The sequence below is a fragment of the Chloroflexota bacterium genome, assembly GCA_020850535.1.
Classification (GTDB): Bacteria; Chloroflexota; UBA6077; order UBA6077; family JACCZL01; genus JADZEM01.
Genome location: JADZEM010000191.1, coordinates 1 through 19,475 on the forward strand (window position 1 = coordinate 1; position 19,475 = coordinate 19,475).

The following is a 19,475-nucleotide window of genomic DNA, read 5'->3' on the forward strand; positions in this document are numbered from 1 at the left end:
GCGAAGGACCTCACCCGCTGACCGTCAACGCTCACCCATCTGCTGACGCTCGACGTTTGCGTCAGCGGTCAGCAATGAGTCTGTCATCCTGAACGAGCGAGCTTGCGAGCGACGTGAAGGATCTCCCCACCGTGACGGTCAGCGGGTGAGGTCCTTCGCTGCGCTCAGGATGACATGGGGAGTTGCGTGCTTGCTACGAGCGTGCGGCACGTGTCAGCCGTGACGCTTCCACGATCCACGATCCACGATCCACGATCCACGATCCACGATCCACGATCCACGATCCACGATCCACGATCCACGATCCACGATCCACGATCCACGAGCCACGAGCCACGAGCCACGAGCCACGAGCCACGAGCCACGAGGCAGCCTACCGCAGCAGGTTGAACTCGATGCCGAGCATCTCCGCGACCCAGCTCATATCGTCGATGGTGAACTGCTCCAGCGGCACGCCTTCGGTCTGGTAGGCGCGTGCCTTCTCGTTCTCCAGGTCGCCGGGCGCGTACACGCGCTCGACGCCCTCGCGCGGCGGCGACGCCTGGAACCGTTCACGGGCCTCGCGGGCGCTGCGCGTGAACGTCTCGAGGTCGGTCATCTGCGCGATGTCGATGGCCTGGAACCAGTGGCCGGTGTGGGCCGGCTTGCGCTTCCGTGACTCCGGATCGATCCTCTCCCAGTCGTTCGGGCTGCCGCCCAGGAACGAGGTGATCATCGACATCACCACGGCGAACCCGACGCCCTTGTAGCCGGCGATGGCCGTCAGCGTGCCGCCCTCGTTGCGAGCCGTGGCGCTGGTGGTCGGGAAGCCATCCTGATCGAGCGCCCAGCCCGCCGGTACCGGCTCACCGCGCCGACGGTAGATGTCGAGTCGGTTGCCAGCCACCGTGCTGAGGGCCATGTCGAGGAAGACCGGTTGATACTCGGCATCGGGCAGGCGGACGTTCGGGTCCACGATGCGGGTCGGGATGGCCCAGGATGGCGGGTTGTTCCCGATCAACGGCTCCTTGCCGCCAAACGGCGCGATGCCGTTGGTGGCGTTGGTCACCGCGAACCCGATCATGTTGTGTCGCACCGCCAGGCTGGCCCAGAAGCCGGAGTGGCCGTAGTGATTGCTCTCGCGCACAAGGACTGTGCCCGAGCCGTACTCCTTCGCCAGTTCGATGGCCTTGCGCATGCCGGCGTAGGCGGCCACGTGCCCGAGTGCGTTGTCGCCAGTCATCACGACGCCGGCCTTCGAGCCGCCCACCACTCGGATGTCAGGCGTCGGGTTAGCGCGACCATCCTTCAACTCGGTGACGTAGAGACGCAGGTTCTTCAGCCCGTGGGTCACCGTGCCGGTCCCATCGGCGTTCACGAGCGCCTCGGCGGCGTCGTGGGCCTGATCGGCGGGCACGCCGCACGCCTCGAAAGCGCGGGCCGCGAACTGAACGCAGCGCTCCCACGGAACGACGGCAGCGACGCGCACCATCTCGACCATCAGTAACCTCCCCGGAGGAGTCAGGAGTCAGGAGTCAGGAGTCAGGAGTCAGGAGTCAGGAGTCAGGAGTCAGGAGTACTGTCGGCTAAAAGCTGCGACTCCCCGTTGTCATCCTGAGCGCAGCGAAGGACCTCACCCGCTGACGCGGGCTTGACGGTCAGCGGGTGAGATCCTTCGCTGCACTCGCAAGCTCGTTTCGCTCAGGATGACATGCCCTCAGGATGACATGCCCTCGGGTTGACATGCCCTCAGGATGACGTGCCCTCCAGGGCGATTGCATGTTCATTGGTGTACCCGAAGCATCATGGAACGGGCGGTCGGGGACTGAAGTCCCCGCCTACACGCATTCAGTCGCTGCGCGACGGACACAGGGAACAGCAGCAACAGGTGAGACCGGAGCGTCGCGCAGCGACTGCAGGATCGTAGGCGGGGCTTTCAAGCCCCGACGCGGCGGCACGACGCGCTCAACATGCAATCGCCCCGACGCGGCGGCACGACGACATCAACATGCAATCGCCCTGACATGCCCGCGGGATGACATGCCCGCGGGATGACATGCCCTTCCTGACTCCTGACTCCTGGAACCTCATACGATGTCGTACTGGACGCCTACGAACTCGGCCACCCAGGCCAGGTCGTCCAGCGTGAACTGCTCCAGCGGCACGCCCTGCAGGTGCGCCCTGGCCTTGGCGTTCTCCAGGTCGCCGGGCGCGTGCACCTGAGAGACGCCCTCGCGCGGCGGCGACGCCTGGATGCGACCCCGGGCCTCGCGGACCTGCTTGCAGAACTCTTCGAGGTCGGTGAACGCTTCGATGTTGTAGACCTGGAAGAAATGGCCCGTCGTGCCGGGCGTGAACGCCTTCGTGACCGGGTCGCGCTTCTGGTCGTCGAACATGCTGCCGGCCAGGAACGAGGTCATCATGCCCAGCACCACGGCCAGCCCGACGCCCTTGTAGCCGGCCATCGGGAAGAGGGTGCCGCCGGCGCGCTGGTCGTTCGGATCGGTCGTCGGGAAGCCGTCCTTGTTCAAGGCCCAGCCCTCGGGGATCGACTCGCCGCGTCGCCGGTAGATGTCGAGCCGGTTGCCGGCCACCACGCTCAGGGCCATGTCGAGGAAGACTGGCTCGTACTCGGCAGCCGGGAGGGACTTCGACGGATCGGAGACCTTCGACGGGATCGCCCAGGACGGCGGGTTGTTCCCGACAATCGCCTCCTTGCCGCCCCACGCCGCCATCGTCGGGCCGGCGTTGGTGAACGAGAAGCCGATCATGTTGTGGCGCACCGGCACGCTCGCCCAGAAGCCGGAATGGCCGTAGTGGTTGCTGTCGCGCACCACTACCGTGCCGGTCCCGTACTCCTTCGCCAGCTCGATCGCCTTGCGGATGCCCGCGTAGGCCGCCACGTGCCCAAGCGCCCGGTCGGCCGCCATCACGGCCACGGCCTTCGAGCCGCCGACCACCTGGATGTTCGGCGTGGGGTTGGCGCGGCCCTCCTTGAGGTTGGTGATGTACATCCGCAGATTTTTCAGGCCGTGGGTCGTCGTGCCGTGGCCGTCAGCATCGACAATCGCCTCGGCGGCATCGCGGGCCTGGGCCGGCGGACAGCCAGCGGCCTCGTAGGCCCGCTGCGCGAAGTCAACCAGTCTCTCCCACGGCACCACGGCTGCTACTCGTACTGGCTCCGCCATCGCTGGCACCCTCCTCGGTTGGATATCGCTTCCGGGTTGGCTGTGCATGGGCGGCGAGCCTACCGCGAGGTCACGGGTCCGCATCGAGCCGTCCTGCAGGCGCGCACCCATGCGCGCCGCTACACGTCGTCTGGGACGGTAGGCCGGGCGGACGGCCCGCGTCAAGCCGCGCCGCATCGAACGGCGGCGACCGGCTCGTTATCCTATCGCTGGCCGCCCGACCGTTTCCGCTCGATGCCGGGCCGGCCCGGGAGGTTCCATCGTGGCGAAGCTGATGGTGCGCGGCGGCCGGCTGGTCGATCCGCGCAACCGGCAGGATGGCGTGGCCGACCTGATCTTTGAGGATGGCCGCGTCAGCGAGGTCGGGCAGGGGCTCAGCGTGCCGAAGGGCGCGCAGGTGGTCGAGGCGGCCGGGCTGGTCGTGATGCCCGGGCTGGTGGACAGCCATGCCCACGTCAGCGGCGAGTTCCGCCCGGGGCACGCCATGATGGCTCGGGCCGGCGTCACGACGGCGCTCAATCTCTCGGGCGACGTACGGGATGTGCTGGAAGGCATCAAGCTGGCGGGGGCCGGCCTGACCATCGCCTCGCTCGACTCGCCGACGCCCGGCAACGAGCTGCCCAACGCCTCACCGACCGCCTCGGAGATCGGGGCGGCGCTCGACCGCTCGTTGGAGCGCGGCGCCATCGGTGTCAAGGTGCTGGGCGGGCACTACCCGTACACGCCCGACGCCACCGCCGAGATCTTCCGAGCGGCCCGCGCCCGCACAGCCTACGCAGCCTTCCACGTCGGCTCGACGGTCACCGGCAGCGACCTTCACGGCCTGCGCGAGTCGGCAGCGCTGGCGGACGGCGGCCCGCTCCACATCGCCCACGTCAACTCGTACTGCCGGGGCATGGTGCTCGACGCCATCGACGAGGCGAAGGAGGCCATCGACATCCTGGTGCGCCACCCGAACCTGCGCTCGGAGTCGTACCTGGCGCGGGCGAACGGTACCTCCGGCAAGATCGTGGATGGCGTGCCGGCCAGCGGCACGGCTCGCAACTGCCTGATCATGGGCAACTATCCCGTCACCGAGGCCGGACTCGAACGGGCGATGCTCGACGGCTACTGCTCGGTGGTGGACGGCGCCGGCGACGCCAATCGGCTGCTGACCGGCCAGGCGGCCCGCGATCTCTGGCAAGAGCTGGGGACGGCCATCGGCATCTCGTTCCCCGTCAACGACCCGACCAGCCAGTTCATCCTGGCGACGGCGCGGCGGCCGGACGGTCGATTCGCGGTGGACGCGCTCTCGACCGACGGCGGCGGCATCCCGCGCAACGTGACCGTCGATCACGGCCTTGCCATCGTGGCGCTCGGCGGCTTGAGCCTGATGACCTTCGTGCAGAAGGCGGCGCTGGCCCCCGCCCGGATGCTTGGCCTGGACCGGAAGGGCCACCTGGGCGTCGGAGCCGATGCCGACTGCGCCCTGGTGGACGTGGCAACGCGCACCGTCAAGGCGACCATCGCCGCTGGCCGCCCGATCTGCCTGGATGGCGTCATCGTCGGCAGCGGCGGAACGCTGGTGACCACGACGCGCGGCGAGCGGGCGGCCCGACAGGCCGGCGTCGCGGCGGAGGTCGTGGATCTGGCGCGTTCGGGCCTGTACGCCCCGCATTCCATGGGTGGGGGATCGTAGGGCGTGGGAGGTGGGTCGTGAGGCGTGAGGCGTGAGGCGTGAGGCGTGAGGCGTGAGGCGTGAGGCGTGAGGCGTGAAAGCATGCCTGCTGACGTGCGCCGCTGCGATGCAGTAAAGACGCACCCCCCATGTCATCCTGAGCGCAGCGAAGGACCTCACCCGCTGACGCGAACGTTGCTGGTCGGCGGGTGATATGAGCGTTGCCGGTCAGCAGATGACGCGAACGTGACGGTCAGCGGGTGAGGTCCTTCGCTGCGCTCAGGATGACAACTGCAACTTGCACGCTTTCACCAACCCCACGCCCTACGACCTACGACCCACGCCCTACCTGTTGAGGCCTTCCACCACCGACGTGACGTTGAACCTGAGCAGGTCGAGGTAGGTCTTCACCTGGGAGTCGAAGGCGTCGCTGTACAGCCGCTTGACCTCTACGCCCGCGTCTCGGGCCGCCAGCTCCAGGATGCGCGCGTTGAACTGCGGCTCGGCAAAGACCGTCGGGATGTTGTGCGACCTGATCTCCGTCACCAGCGCCGCGACCTCCTGGGCGGACGGCTCGCGACCCGGGCTCTTGACCACCACGCCGATCAGCTCGAGGTCGTAGTGGGCCGCGAAGTAGGGGAAGGCGTCGTGGAAGGTCACGAGCTTGCGCCGCTCAGCCGGCAGCTTCGCGATCTCTCCCTTCGCCCAGGCGTCCAGCGCCGCGATCTCGCCGATGTACGCCGTGGCGTTGGCCCTGTAGGTGTCCGCGCCGGCCGGGTCCACCTCGGAGAGGGTGTCGCGGATCGTTTCGACGTAGGCGATGGCGTACATCGGATCCAGCCAGAGGTGCGGGTTGCCCTCGGCGTGGGCATGGCCGTGGGTGTCTTCGTCCTCGTCCTGGCTGCCGGCCATCGGCGTGACGCCCGCGCTGAGGACCACCGTGGTCAGGTCCGGCAGCAGCTGTTCCGCCACGAGGTCGGCTGCCGTGTCGTCGATGCCCAGGCCGTTCCAGACGGCCAGCCGCGCGCCCTGCATCGACTGGATGTCACGCGGGGTCGGCTGGTAGGTGTGCGGGTCAGCGCCAGCCGGCACGACGCTGAAGACCTCAACGCGGTCCCGGCCGACCTGCTCGACTAGATCCTTGACGATGCCCATGCCGACGACGACCCGCACCGCGCGGGCCTGAGCGGATGGCTGCGATGCCGCCCGGGCAGCCGGCTGGGCGGATGAGACGGACGGGCCGATGACGGCGACCGCGAGAGCGACGATCAGCGCCAGCGCAAGCGCGAGCGGTTTAGCCATAGCGCGGCTCCTCAGCAGAACGCGCATGGCCGGGCAGACCAGGCGCACGGACAGCAGGGAGGGCCGAAACCGCCAGCCGGAGCGGGCGTCCACGCGCCTCCACAGACGAAACGCAGTATCAGTAGGATAGCCGAGGGCGTGCGCTCAACGCCATAGATGAGACGAGATATCATCGACTGCTCATAAAAAGAGGCGGGGCTGCCCGGCCGGGCCGCCCCGCCTCTTTTGGTCGCCGTAGCCGGCGACAGCCGATCAACCTGGGCCGGAACCCTGGTCGGTCGAGACGCCGCAGGAGAACGAGCCGAGGTAGCCCTTCTCGTCAGCGATGAACGCGTTCAGCGCAACCGTGCCGTCCTTGACGTTGTAGACGTCGCCGCGGCTGCCGGTGTAGACGTAGAAGACGTACTCGCCCGGGGTGATCCCGGCCTGAGTCGCGCTACCCTGGGTCGCAGGACCACCACGGCCCGCGCGGCCACCCTGGCCGTTGCCGCTCTGGTTGTCACCCTGGGACGGGCCACCGTCCGACCGGCCACGGAGGCCGACGTCGATACCGTTGCCGCCGCCCTGGGCCTCGGGGGAGATGTTCGCCCGGATCGCGCCGTCGAACGAGCCACCCGAGTTCTGGGCGGTGAAGCTGGCCACGGCCTGCTGCGACTCAAGCTCGCCGTTGTACCGGACGATGACACCGACGGTCGTCGGAGCGGACACGCCCGAGTAGTTCACGGTGTAGAACAGCGCCGGCACGCCGTGGCTGTTCGAGCCGTACGAGGCCGAGTTCAGATCGGTGAGACCGTAAGCACCAGCCGAGGTGCCGCACGAGCCACCAGCCGCGCCACTCTGGGCGCTCGCCGGCGAGGCGAAAGCTGTCACGGCCAGAAGAGCCGCGCCAGCGATGGACGAAAGCTTCCGCATTCAATCCTCCAAAAAGTTACCCGCGGTTGCCGCGCACACGAACACGAGGGGACGGTAAAAGCCTGGACCTCAACCTGGGAATCTCCCCTGAAGACGTTCCTAAACCCACCTCCCGCTTCCCCTCGTCCGACCGCCCGACGCGTACCCCTACACTGCAACCGAAGGCGCGGCGACCACGGTTGGCGTGGGGAGGACCGGGGAGTGCTGATGGCTTTCAGACCACCGCGGTTCCACGACAACGCGAGCCTACAGTTTTGTGAGCCTGTTGTCAAGACCCGGACGGAAGGTTGACTAGCAGAATCCTTGTATTGTCGCCAGGATTTACCCGTTGTGACGCGCTACGGTCGAGTAACGACTTGAGGTCATCGTCGACCAGCTCGCCCCACTGGTAATTGCGGCCAGAGGCTATCACCCAGACCTGCCGTCCTGCAAGCGGCCGGGCCACCAGCCGGTCGTAGTCGCCCCGGCTTCTGACCAGCACCGCCCCGGTATGTACGTCCCGACGGATATCGCCGACACGGGTTGTGTACTTTTCGTAGTCGTGGCTGCTGACCCAGAAATCCAGGCCGCCGATGTACCAGCCAACTGTCGTCGGCACGTCCGTCATCACGACAGCGTCACCGTCGATGCCCAACGATCGCGCCTGCCGCAGCCACGCGCCCTCCCTGGCCGAGAGCGCTGCTCGGTCGACGGCGCGGCGGACGTCCTGATGCGCCGCCACCGTCCCAACCAGGGCCAGCCCGACGACAAGCGGCGTCAGCAGATCGGGCGGGACGCCCAGGCGCCGGCGGCGCTCGGCCAGCCCGGCGGCTGCCTCGGCAAGCTGGCGCAGGCCCTGCACGCCCAGCACCACGATCACCAGCAGCATCGCCAGGCCGTACCGCTCCTGCGGCCCGCGCGGGATCAGGAACGCCGCGTGGACGAACGACGGCAGCAGCGCCAGCCAGAGCAAGAGCGTTGGCACGAGCTTCCGGCGGATCGCCAACCCGGTGCCGAGTACGGCCCCGGCCAGCAACACCCCGGGACCGTCCGCGAGCATCCGCAGGTAGAACCGGATCCGCGCCCACTCGACAGACGGGCTCAGGTACTCCTCGACCTCGCCGTATGCGCCGACGAGGCTCTCGGCGCGCAGGTGGGTCACCAGCAGCCAGAGCGCCACGGCGGCCAGCCCGACGATCCCCACCGACACGACGGGCGGCCACCAGCCTGCGCGGTCCCGGCGCACAGGCCACAGCGCCAGGCCGGCCTGAACGGTCAGCGGCAGCAGCAAGAACATGCCGGCCTCGTGGGCGAACGCGCTCAGCCCGACGCACACCCCGGCCAGGAGCTGATCGCTCGGGCGACCGGTGCGCGCGGCCCGCAGCAGGAACAGCAGCGCCAGGGCGAACAGCAGCACGAACAGCGCGTAAAACCACGCCTGCCGCGACCACACCACCAGCGACGGATGCCCAACGCACAGCGCGGCCACGGCCAGTCCGCCCAGCCGCCCGGCCACCTCTCGCCCGAGGAGGTACGCCACCGGAACGAGCAGCGCGCCGGCCAGCACGGCCGGGAGGCGCGTCGCGAAGTCGGACTCCCCCAGGAGCGCCAGCGAAGGCGCGGTCAGGTAGGTGGCGAGCAGACCGCGCGTGTAGACCCAGCCAGACGGCAGCCGTGGCAGTCCGGTCTGGTTGATGCCGCGCGCGGCCAGCGCCAGCCGCGCCTCGTCCACGGTGAGGGTGCCGTCCCAGCCCTGGAGGCCGTCCAGGCGGATCCAGAGGGCTGCCAGCGTCAGCGCAAGGACCGCCACCAGCGTCAGCGGTCCACCCCGATCTACCAGGCGCACGCGCCGGCTCCAGCCGACCGTTCCCGACCGCGCTGACGGCTGCAGACGGGCGGGTCCGGCCGATCGTGGTGCGGAGGTGGCCTGAGGCTGCTGCATGGGCACGGAGTGTACCGATGTGTTCCAGGTGGCGGCTCAATTGTCGGGTTTCCGGCGATGCTCAGCCGCTCGAAAGAAGATTCTTGACGCCCTTCGAGTCGTACGTTATGCTCTTGCTCGCGGTTCCGTGTGAGGGGGACAGCCCGCTTGCGGAGCCTGCGGGCGAATGCTGAGGTACGCGCCTACAGGCGCGATCCGAAAGGAGCGGGACACATGCGCGACCTGCGCGAGCTGGATTCGGACATCGAGATCACGAACGATCCATTGGAGAGCGACGACCTGAGCAACCAGTCCTCCGACGACGGCAACGACTAGTTCTCAGATTCGTCGGACTGGTCCCTACGGAATCGGGAGACCAACAGGGCCGCAGCCTGCAGGCTGCGGCCCTGCGTTGTGCTCGGGCCTCGGCGTCAGCCCGCCAGTACGCTTCAGCCCGCCAGTGCCGCGATGGACGCTCTGCCCGAGCATCCGTCACACTCACCCGCAGCATGGTCGATTTGGCCCCCGCGGCCCCCGCCAGGTCTCCAGGACGCTCTGCTGCCACGAGCGCCCGCGCCCGTTGGCCCTTGCTGCTGGAGATCGTGGCGCTCGGCGGGCTGGCGTGGCTGGCATTGCGCCTGCGGACCGCCAACCTCGACGCCTACACCGGCTCGTTTGACGAGGGGATCCGGGTGCAGCAGCTCCTGTTGATGTCGGCCGGCTACCGGCCGTTCCGTGACATCTTCGCGTCGCAGGGGCCGCTGCTGCTCGATCTGCTCTACCCGTTCTACCTGCTGTTCGGGCAGACGCTGACGGCTGCGCGAGCTGGCGTCGTGGTCTGCTCGGTCGTGGCGCTGGCGGGCGCGTGGTGGAGCATGCGGCAGGCGGCCGGCCCACTCGCCGGCGTGGCCGCGATCCTGATCCTGGGCATCAGCCCGACCTTTCTCGAAGGCTCGCGGCTGGCGCTTGCCGAGATCCCGACCATCGGCCCGGCCGTGCTGGCGCTCGGCTGCCTGCTCGCCTACGAACGGACAGGTCGCCGCTGGCTGCTGATCGTCTCGGCCTTGTGGTGCGCGCTCTCGGTCCTGATCAAGCCGATGGCCGTGCCGTTCGGCGCGGTGGTGGCTGTCCTGCTGCTCTGGCCGCCGGGCGCGCGTCGCCGTCCGGCGCTCGCCTGGCCGTGGCGGCGGGTGGCGGCCGACCTCGCGATCTACGGCACGGTCTTCGGCGTCGCCTGCGCCATCACGATCCTGCTGCTCGGGCCGGCCGGCGTCTGGGACAACCTGGGGGCGTATCGCACGGGGGCCGGCAGCACGGCCGGTGCGAAGGCCGCCGAGAACCTCCGCCTCACCTACAACATCATGAGCCGGGAAAGCCCCGGCCTGTACGCGCTGGCGGCGGTCGGGACGCTCCTGGGGCTCTGGCTGCGCCCCCGCCTGACTGTGGCGCTGCTGGCCTGGGCTGGCGCGGTCTTCGGTCTGTTCGTCGAGTACGGCGATCTGGCAGACAAGCACATCGTCTACCTGCTGCCGCCGGTGGCGCTGCTGGCGGCGCTCGGGGCTGGCCTGGGCTGGCAGTCCGCATGGCGGGCCTGGGCCGTGTTCACGGGACGGATTGCGCCGCATGGTCGGCAGCGGCAGGCGTTCACCGTGGCGGCATCCCTCCTGGGCGCGGCCGGCATCGTCGGCTACCTGGCAACGGTCCCCACGCTCCACCGTGCCGACCAGTACCTGCTGCGCGAGGCTCCGCGCGTCGCCGCCGAGCGCCGCGACCGTGCCGCCGACCTGGAGATCGCCGAGATCATCCGCTCCCACACTCCGCCCGACGGCTGGGTGCTGGCCGACAATCCGCTGGCGGCCTCCATGGCGCGCCGGCTGGTGATCCCATACCTCGTGGACACCAGCGGCACGCGCATCGATGCCGGCTCGCTGACGGCTCCGCTGGCGCTCGACTACGTCCAGCGCTACCAGCCCTCGGCGATCGTCACCTGGCCGCGGCGCCTCGGCAAGCTCGACCGTTTCGTGGGGCAGCTGCCCGCCCTCGGCTACCGGCTGGAGAAGAGCTACCCGATCGGCTGGAAGGTCTACGTGCGCGCGCAGTAGTGCGTCAGCGGACCAGTGTGTCAGCGGACCAGTGCGTCAGCGGACCTCGTAGACCGTCCAGGCCCCCTGCTGGTACACGACCGGGAAACTGAAGTCACCGGCCCGGGCCGGCACGAAGTGGGTGACCTTGTAGCGCGCCGCCAGCTCGCGGATGCGATCCTCGGTCAGCCGGCGGTACGCTTGATCTAGCTCCTCGCGGTAGCGCAGCACGTTGCTGACGCCCAGCCCCTCAACTCGACCTCGGAACTCCTCGTTGTGCGACGGGAAGTAGACGGCCTGGTTCGCGCGCTCGCGGACGAGGTAGAGCGCCCGGTCGGCGTTCATGTAGAAGTCGTCGTTGTTCGGCTCGCTCGGCAGGATCAGGAAGACGCTGTCGACCGGCGTCTGAGTGCGCGCCCACTCCTGGAACTGCGCCGCCGAGGCCAACCCGCCGCGATGCCTCGCCTGATGCAGCCAGTCCGTCGAGCCGCGCACCAGGAACGCCCCGACCAGGAGCACCGTCAGGCCGGCCGCCAGCGCGCCACGGAGCGCCAGCCGGCGGCGCGCGGCCTCGTGGACGCCCCAACCCGCCAGGATGACCAGGACCATCGCGGCAGCCTTCAGGCCGTCGTCCAGGTCGAACTGCCCGAGTCGGCGCAGCGGCGTCAGCAGGCGCAGCCCGGCGAACAGCGGCAGGCTCAGGCCGACCAGGACCGACAGGCCCAGGAAGACGGCTCGGCGCTGCGAGGCCGGCAGCCAGCGCTGGGCGGCCAGCCCCGCGACGAGCAACAACGTCGCCACGGCCCAGATCGGTTCCAGCGGCACGAAGTCGGACGGCGAGACCAGCATCGCGCCGAACAGGACGGCCAGGACGAGGCGTGGCGCCCAGGTATCGGCCCAGGACCGTCGCAGGAGATCGGCCACATACACCAGGCCGAGGATGTCCACTACCCAGGCGGCGCGTGGAAGCTGCAGCCGGGCCACCAGCGTACTGATCGGCCCGCGCAAGGTCACGTCGATGAAGACGAATGCGACGACGCAGAGCAAGGCCACGCCGACGAACAGAGCCAGGACCGCCCGGCGTTCGGCGGTGGGCCGGGCAACGAGCAGGGCTGCCGCCAGCAGGATGCCGCCCACGACGTTGTAGAGCAGCAGCCCGGCCCGCCCCCAGTTCACCGCGACCGAGAGATCGGTAGCAAGCTCGATGCGGGCAAGCTGCAGCGCCCAGCCCGGCAGCGGCGCAGCATGCTGGAGCAGCGCCCCGACCGTCGTCGGGGCGCTGCACATCACCATCAAGCCGCCGGCGATGGCCGTGTTCTTGAGGCCGTAGTGGCGGATCCGCAGCACATAGGCCAGCCCGATGGCCAGCCCCACATAGGACGTCGTTGGCGCGTGGATGACGACGCCCAGCCCGGCCACGATGCCGACCAGCGCATGCCGCTCGCGGAGGAAGGCGTAGAGCGCGCCAAGCTGGAATGGCAGGGCCAGGAAGGCTGGCGTCAGCTCGGCGGAGTGGAGAATCGGGCTGCCGACGGTCAGCATGCGGAACCCGGCCACGTAGAGCGCCAGGAACAGCACGGCGCTCAGACGGTCGCCGACGAGCCGCCGGGCGATCAGGTAGGCCAGTCCCAGGCTGGCGACGCTCGCCGGCACGAACAGGACGAACAGCGCCCACTCCAGCGGCAGCCAGGGCAGGGCCCCGATCGCCCCGGCGATGAAGCGATAGGTGTAGGCGGCTGGCGTGCCCTCGTGGAGGGCCTGGATGAACGGATCGTTCAGATAGAGGCGTGGATCGACGAACGACTTGAAGATCGGGATGTCCGACCAGCGCCCGCCCTCGAATCCGCGAAACAGCAGCGATCCCAGCGTCCCCAGGACGCCGGCCACGACCGCCTCGCACCAAGACTCCGACCCGGCGTCGCCACGGTCTCCCGAGGCCCGGCGCACACCGTCGTCCAGGCGCACACCGTCGTCCCAACGTGCTCTGTCATCCGGGCGCACACCGTCGTCCTGGCGCTCCCTGTCATCCTGAGCGGAGCGAAGGATCTCACCCACTGACGCGCCACCGCCGAGCACGAGCGGCGCCATGCCTGTTACCGACCGCCACTGCCCGCCCCGATCTCCACCTGTCCGATCTCCACCAGCGGCCCTCTGGTTGACAATTCACCGGTCGGCGTGAGCGCGCCGCCCCCCTGCTCGGTCCGGCTGACGCTCACCAGCAGCGGATAGCTGCCTGCCGCCGCTCCGGCCGCGATCGGGATGCTGATCCGCTGGGTAAACGGTCGGCCGGCCCGCCAGTCGCGGTCGTCGCCGGACGAGTCGCAGGCCGGCCCGCTGCCATCGCCGATGCGCGGCTCGCTGCCAAGCTGCACGTCGATGCGGTGGGTCTCCCGCGCCGAGACATGCGGCAGCCAGAAGAGATCGACCCGCACGACGCCGCCCGGACGAGGATCCTCGGCCAGCACCTGATAGCCCAGCAGGTCGATCTCGTCGCCGTAGCGGACGGTGAGCGGCGTCCCTTCGCGGGAGACCACGCCACGCGCCCACTCCCCGGGATCGAACGTCGGGCGGCTGGCCTGTTGCACGAAGGCGGCGGTCAGGTCTTCGGCGGCCCAGGTCGTCTGGCGGGCGCCGGGCTGGGCGCGGCCCCGCTCGAAGACACGAAGCTTCGGCTCGCCGGCCACGGTGATCCGCCCGATGGGGTGGTACTCGTTGTTGATGACGCGCTCCGGCGTGTCCAGCTCATCCTGCACGTTCTCGGCGATCAGGTAGTAGCGGGGGGTGGCGCTGCACCGCCAGACGCCACGGGTGTACCAGTACGTCACCTGCGGCTGCTCGTTCGAATCGTAGGTGCCACGCAGCGTCCCGTTGGCGTAGAGCGCGCCGACCGCCTTCCAGCCCGCCTGATACGGGAACCCGAAGCGCTCCTTGGTAGGCAGGCCACCGGGCGGTCGCCACGCCAGCGGGAGGCTCTCGACGCGGTTCTCGCGGACGACTTCGGCGGCAGTGCGGAGGTAGACCGGCACGAGGTACGCCCCGACCAGCGCGACGCCGCCGAGCAACCCGCCCAGCAGCAGGAAGCGCGGGAGCAGGCCGGTGAGGGCCTCCCCTGTTCCAAGGGTGACGGCCCGCCTGGATGCCAGTGCCGCCCAGGCCGTCGCGAAGCCCGCCGCCGCCAGCAACATCATCCCGCTGGTTGCGACGTGGACGTGCGTGCCCGGCTTCCGCGCCACGAACGCCGAGACGGCCAGCGGCAGCAGTGCCCAGACCAGCCCGAGCAGCCAGACCCTCGCCGGCGGCGTCCCCGACGGTCTCGCAATCAGCCCGCTGAGGCCCAGCAGCGCCAGCGCGGCCACCAGGAGCGGGAAGGCCGTCCCGAGATAGAGCGTGGCCGAAGCGACAATCGACCCGAGGTTGTTGCGGATGGCGCCCGCACCGACACGGTCGTTGACGCGATCCGTCACCAGGGAAAACAGCGGGCTGTCGACGTACGGCACGAAGAAGACGGCCAGGACAGCGAGTCCGGCCGCTGCGCCGTACAACCACGGGCGCAGTGCGTCGATGTCGAGCAGGCCGCGCCAGCCGGTGCGCCAGAGCACGACGACGGCGATGGCCGGCAGCACGAAGAGGGCGTCGTAGTGCGCGAGCACACCGGCCCCCGCCAGCGCCCCCGCCAGCAGCGGCCAGACGCGGCTGCCGCCTCGGCTCCAGAGCACGGCGCACAGCAGCGCGAGCATCCCGAGCAGCAGCACCAACGACTGGTACTGCGTGATCCGCGAGAACGCCACGAAGTAGCCGTTGACGGCGATCAGCAGGCCGGCCGCCACGCCGCCGGCCTCGCCGAGCAGGCGGCGGGCGACCAGCGAGAATGCCAGCGCGCCGACGATCCCCGCCAGGGCGTATGGCAGGCGAGCAGCATCCTCGCTCAGGATCTGGGCCAGCCCGTAGGGCAACGCCAGCACCACGATCTCGCCCGGCCCCTTGCCATGATAGAAGAGGGCGTCCGAAAACCCCTGGATCACGCCCGTGGCCCGGAGCACCATCTCCGTCTCGTCGCCCTGAAGCTCGGAGTAGCCCAGGCCGGGCAGGCGCGCCGCCGCCGCCGCCAGCAGCACCAGCAGCGCGCCGCGCGTTGCCCACGGCGACCCCAGGCGTGGCGGACGCCAGGTGTTGCTGCGCTGGAACGCGAACGTCGCCAGGCCGAGCGAGAGCAGGGCCGTCCACAGCACGACGGCGATCGGACCTGTCGGGCCGGGCAGCAGCGACAGCACGACACCGCCCACCACCAGCACCAGCAGCCCCAGCCCGAACGCCAGCGTCAGCCACTCGACGAGATCGACCTCGTCCGTGGGGACCAGGATGAACGCCAGCAGCGCGCCCGGCACGACCGCCACGTGCAGCAACGCCGCCAGCATCTTCGGAAGCGGCTCGGGGAGGGCGGCAGCGGCGATGGCCGACATCGCGCTGAGGTTCAACAGCACAATGACCGCCATGATGCCAACGTACCCCGGAGCGGCCCGTCGGGCTGGCGGCCGACCGAGCTGCCTCCAGGCGTCCAGGACGCTGAGGTCTTGACTGGCGGGAGCCTCGGGACGTTGGATCATGCGAGCCGTATTCTACGGCGGTTCTGGGTTCCAGGTTCTGGGTTTCGGGAGATTCCCCCAGAAACCTAGAACCTGGAACCCGGCTGCCGCCTTCCTTGTGTCAACCGGCGCGCGCCCGGTAGACTACGGCCCGGCCGGGCGAGCCCATTCGCAGCCCGGCTGCCACATCGCCCTCGTGTTGCAGGGCGCGGTGTTCCCTGAGGGAGAAGCTCTCGTTGGCCACTGCCCACTGGCCGCTGGCAGCCAAGCGGGCAGCCGCCCGGAGTGACTGGCTTCTCGTCGGCGCTATCGTCATCTACCTGTGTGCGAACCTCCCGTACCTCGTCTCCTGGCCGGCGGTCAACGGCGACGAAGGTCGCGAGGCTAACGCCTTCTGGGTCGCCAGCGGCGTCGATCCGTCCGCCCAGACGCTGGACCCGGTCTTCAAGCACGATCCGCTCTATAAGGGCGGCCTGCAGCAGTTTACGGTCGGCCTGAGCTTCCGGGTGTTCGGGCTGGGGCTGTGGCAAGGGCGGCTCGTCCACCTGATCTGGGGCGGCTTGCTGCTCATCGCCGTGTTCCTGGCCGGCCGACGCCTCTACGGCCCGACCGCCGGCGCGGTCGCGGTCCTCTTCCTGGCCCTCTCTCAACCGTGGCTGGTCTCGGCCCACATCATCCGCCCCGACATCGTCGTGGCGACGCTGACGATGGCGGCCGTCTACTGTGCGCTGCGCAACGTGCAGGACGGGGGCCGGGGCTGGAGCCTGCTGGCCGGCCTGTTGATGGGCCTCTCGTTCGACGTCCACCCGAACTCGCTGGCGTTCATGCCGATGGTCGGGTTTGTATACCTGGCGAAGTACGGCTGGCGCGGGGTGCTGAAGCGGGATGCCTGGCTGTACGTCGCGGGGATCGGTCTGGGGGCGGTCTACTACATCGTGATCCGCATCGCGCCTGACCCGGTCCACTTTCTCGACGCGTTCCAGTACTGGATCGGGGTAGACAAGCGTCCGCCCGCCCTGGCGACGCGCGGCGGCTCGCCCCTCGACGCCGAGCTGGGCCGCTGGACCCAGTACCTCGGCCACCGCTGGATGGAGGGCGCGCTGCTCGGCCTCGGCGTGCTGACGGCGGCCATCCGGATGATCCGCCAGAAGCGGCTGGACCCGCTGCTCGTCGGCTGGCTCGTGTCGCTGGTCGTCTTCACCATCCTGGTCAGCAGCAAGACCGAGTTCTACATGATCCTCTTCTTCCCGATGCTGATCCTGATGGTGGCGGCCGCTATCGGGGACGTCTTCGAGCACCTGGGCGGCTCGCGGGTCGTCGCGTCGGCGCTGGTGGTGCTGCTGGCCGTGGGCGTGATGGGCTTCGAGGACAACTTTCGCGACATCACGCAGGCGGCCAGCAACTTCGAGGAGCGGAACTACTACTCGCTCACCGGCGAGATTCAGGCGGTGATCCCGCCGGGCTCACGTGTGATCGCGCCGCCGCTCTTCTGGATCGGGCTGTCGCGGCCGCCGTACTACCTGGACTTCGTGGACTTCTACGTCTGGGAGCGGAGCCGCCGCGAGCAGCAGGTCAACTGGGCGCAATTTGTGAGCCAGATCAACCCCGAGTACGTGATACTCGACTCCAAGGCAAAATCGGACGTGACGAACAACAACGCGCGGTTCATGGAAGCGAACGCCGATCTCGTGGCATCGTTCCGCCACGTCAACTACACCCGAGTCGAGGTCTGGAAGATGCGCGGAGCGGCCCGATGAGCTCTGGCACCCTCGAACGGATCGGCCCGCTGGCGGGCGCATCCCGCGGTACGGCGGCGACCGTCCGCGCGCAGACGACAGCGCGGACCCGCGCGCTGGTGATCGCCAGCGCCGTCGTCCTCTTCCTGGTCGCGCTGTACCCGCGCATGATCAACCTGACCGGGTACCTGACCACGGACGAAGGCAACTGGATGGGCCGAACGGCGCTGTTCACGCGCGGCCTGACCCAGAACATCCCCACCGACACCTACCAGAGCGGCCACCCCGGCGTCATGACGATGTGGTCGTCGTTGATCGGGATGGGGCCGGCGCGCGCCCTGGCCCTCGTCGAGTACGTGCGTCCCGACGGCCTCGAGAAGGCCCCGAACTACCTGGAGACGCTCCACCTGGCCCGCCGCACGTTCGCCGTGCTGACCTCCTTCGGCGTCGTGGTGATCGCGCTGCTCTCGTGGCGGCTGTTCGGCGCGGGTGTCGGGCTGATCGCCGGCGTCCTGCTGGCGCTGGAGCCGTTCTTCCTGGCGCACTCGGTGGTGGCGCATGTTGACAGCAACATCACCACCTGGATGACGGTCTGCATCTTCTCGGCGATGATCTACTTCTGGGCGGGCGGCTCCATCAGCTTCCTGATCCTGTCTGGCGTCGCCGCTGGCCTCGCGTTCTTGAGCAAAGCGCCGTCCGCGTTCCTGCCGATCTTCGTGCCGATCATCGCCCTCGGCTCGATGATCGCGCGGAAGCAGCTTGGCAACGGCCCGGCCTGGGTGCGCCTCGTGCGCGACGGGCTGGCCTGGGGTGTCCTGGCGCTGGTCGTGGCGATGCTGCTCTGGCCGTCGTTCAGGACGGACCCTATCGGCACGCTGCGCCAGATGATCGACTACACCGAGACCGTCGGCGGCTCGGACCACGAGAACTTCTTCATGGGCCAGCCGGTCGGCGATCCCGGCCCGCTCTACTACGTGGTCGCGCTGGCGTTCCGCCTGACCCCTGCTACGATGCTCGGGCTGGTGCTGCTGGTGGTCGGGCTGCTGCCGTTCGGCCGGCGGATTCCCGCTGGCTGGAGCGCACGGCTCGCCATCCTCGGCGTGTTCATCGTGCTGTTCATCCTGATGATGGCCTCCGCGCCGAAGAAGTTCGACCGCTACCTGCTGCCAGTCTTCCCGACCGTCGAGGTTCTGGCGGCTGTCGGGTTCTGGCTGCTGCTCCGACGGATCAGGAACGGCGCGGGCATCAAGGCGCTGCCGGCCCTGCTGCTGGTGCTCGGTGTCTCGCAGGCGGTCCTGTCGGCCTACGTCTACCCCTACTACCTGGCCTACTACACCCCGCTGCTCGGCGGCGGCGTGGCGGCCCGACGAACGTTCGTCGTGGGCTGGGGCGAGGGGCTGGACATCGTGACGGACTACCTGAACAAGAAGCCCGACGCCGAGCGCATGACGGTCGCTGGCTTCTACCCGCGCGTGATGAGCGCCCAGTTTAAGGGCACCGTCCTCTCAGACAAGCAGTACGACGCGGCCATGGCCGACTACATCGTGCTGTACGTCAACGCCGTCCAGCGTGACCTTGCCAGCCGCCTGCGGATGGTGACCCGGGGCAAGCGCAGCGAGATGGTCGTCAAGATCAACGGCATCGAGTACGCCCGCCTGTTCGCCGTGCCGCCGCCGCCGCGCCGCAACGCCGCCGGCACCGAGATGGCCCGCAGCCTGCGCCTCGAACGGGCCTTCCTGAAGTCGGACGAGCGCCCGTACCTCAAGTCGGACGATCTCAACCCCGGCGACACCATCGAGATGACGTTGCGCTGGGCGGTCCTGCGGCCGATAGACGAGGATCTCCAGGCCGTCGTGCAGCTGGTGGACCTGAAGGGCAACGTCGTGGCCGAGGACGCGCTGCCGGTCGGCGGGCCGGACAGCCGCACCTCGACGATGAAGCCGAACGACATCGCCATCGACGCCCACCGGATCCTGCTGCCGAACGCCATCGCAGAGTACAACGTGGTGGTTGGCGTGCGACGGCCGAGCGGCGAGTGGGTGGAGATCACATCCGTCCCCGAGCGGCTCGCGCAGGAAGCTCGGCGATTCCCGTCGCGCGTCGTCGTCGACAGCGTCGACGCGAAGTAGCGCCGTCC

12 protein-coding genes are annotated in these 19,475 nt (G+C 69.1%); 4 read left to right on the plus strand and 8 right to left on the minus strand.

Translation table 11 applies throughout. The features are described 5' to 3' along the window. Nucleotides 1–193 precede the first annotated feature (193 nt). From IT306_27690 to IT306_27700, 3 genes are all read right to left on the minus strand, one after another. Nucleotides 194–337 (minus strand): phosphotransferase, encoded by a 144-nt coding sequence (locus IT306_27690; GenBank protein MCC7372229.1) that lies wholly within the window; start codon nucleotides 335–337, stop codon nucleotides 194–196. 36 nt (nucleotides 338–373) lie between these two features. Beyond that, nucleotides 374–1,480, minus strand: a complete 1,107-nt coding sequence (locus tag IT306_27695) for an Ldh family oxidoreductase (GenBank protein MCC7372230.1) — start codon at nucleotides 1,478–1,480, stop codon at nucleotides 374–376. Between the two features lie 586 nt (nucleotides 1,481–2,066). After that, a complete protein-coding gene (locus IT306_27700) occupies nucleotides 2,067–3,167 on the minus strand; it encodes an Ldh family oxidoreductase (GenBank protein MCC7372231.1) in 1,101 nt (366 codons plus the stop codon). 262 nt (nucleotides 3,168–3,429) lie between these two features. Between IT306_27700 and IT306_27705 the strand changes: the two genes are divergently transcribed. Then, entirely contained in the window at nucleotides 3,430–4,845 is a 1,416-nt protein-coding gene (locus IT306_27705; GenBank protein ID MCC7372232.1) for an amidohydrolase family protein, read from the plus strand. 324 nt (nucleotides 4,846–5,169) lie between these two features. Here the strand turns inward: IT306_27705 and IT306_27710 are convergent, their stop codons facing one another. From IT306_27710 to IT306_27720, 3 genes are all read right to left on the minus strand, one after another. Next, nucleotides 5,170–6,126, minus strand: coding sequence for a zinc ABC transporter substrate-binding protein (locus tag IT306_27710; protein MCC7372233.1), 957 nt, complete (start codon nucleotides 6,124–6,126; stop codon nucleotides 5,170–5,172). 252 nt (nucleotides 6,127–6,378) lie between these two features. Beyond that, complete coding sequence (locus tag IT306_27715) at nucleotides 6,379–7,038, minus strand: hypothetical protein (GenBank protein MCC7372234.1); 660 nt, start codon at nucleotides 7,036–7,038, stop codon at nucleotides 6,379–6,381. Between the two features lie 268 nt (nucleotides 7,039–7,306). After that, the gene (locus tag IT306_27720) at nucleotides 7,307–8,863 is read right to left on the minus strand and encodes a glycosyltransferase family 39 protein (GenBank protein ID MCC7372235.1); all 1,557 of its coding nucleotides are present in this window, start codon (nucleotides 8,861–8,863) and stop codon (nucleotides 7,307–7,309) included. A 662-nt stretch (nucleotides 8,864–9,525) separates the two neighbouring features. On the opposite strand from IT306_27720, the gene IT306_27725 reads away from it, so the two are divergent. Then, the gene (locus IT306_27725; protein MCC7372236.1) at nucleotides 9,526–11,040 is read left to right on the plus strand and encodes a DUF2079 domain-containing protein; all 1,515 of its coding nucleotides are present in this window, start codon (nucleotides 9,526–9,528) and stop codon (nucleotides 11,038–11,040) included. 36 nt (nucleotides 11,041–11,076) lie between these two features. On the opposite strand, the gene IT306_27730 is transcribed toward IT306_27725, so the two are convergent. Next, nucleotides 11,077–12,984 (minus strand): hypothetical protein, encoded by a 1,908-nt coding sequence (locus tag IT306_27730; GenBank protein ID MCC7372237.1) that lies wholly within the window; start codon nucleotides 12,982–12,984, stop codon nucleotides 11,077–11,079. A gap of 128 nt (nucleotides 12,985–13,112) precedes the next feature. After that, nucleotides 13,113–15,623, minus strand: a complete 2,511-nt coding sequence (locus IT306_27735; protein ID MCC7372238.1) for a glycosyltransferase family 39 protein — start codon at nucleotides 15,621–15,623, stop codon at nucleotides 13,113–13,115. A 215-nt stretch (nucleotides 15,624–15,838) separates the two neighbouring features. Between IT306_27735 and IT306_27740 the strand changes: the two genes are divergently transcribed. Together IT306_27740 and IT306_27745 are read left to right on the plus strand one after the other, a co-directional pair. Next, the gene (locus IT306_27740) at nucleotides 15,839–17,359 is read left to right on the plus strand and encodes a glycosyltransferase family 39 protein (GenBank protein ID MCC7372239.1); all 1,521 of its coding nucleotides are present in this window, start codon (nucleotides 15,839–15,841) and stop codon (nucleotides 17,357–17,359) included. After that, complete coding sequence (locus IT306_27745; GenBank protein ID MCC7372240.1) at nucleotides 17,356–19,467, plus strand: glycosyltransferase family 39 protein; 2,112 nt, start codon at nucleotides 17,356–17,358, stop codon at nucleotides 19,465–19,467. The genes IT306_27740 and IT306_27745 overlap by 4 nt, the downstream gene beginning before the upstream one ends. Nucleotides 19,468–19,475: the final 8 nt, after the last annotated feature.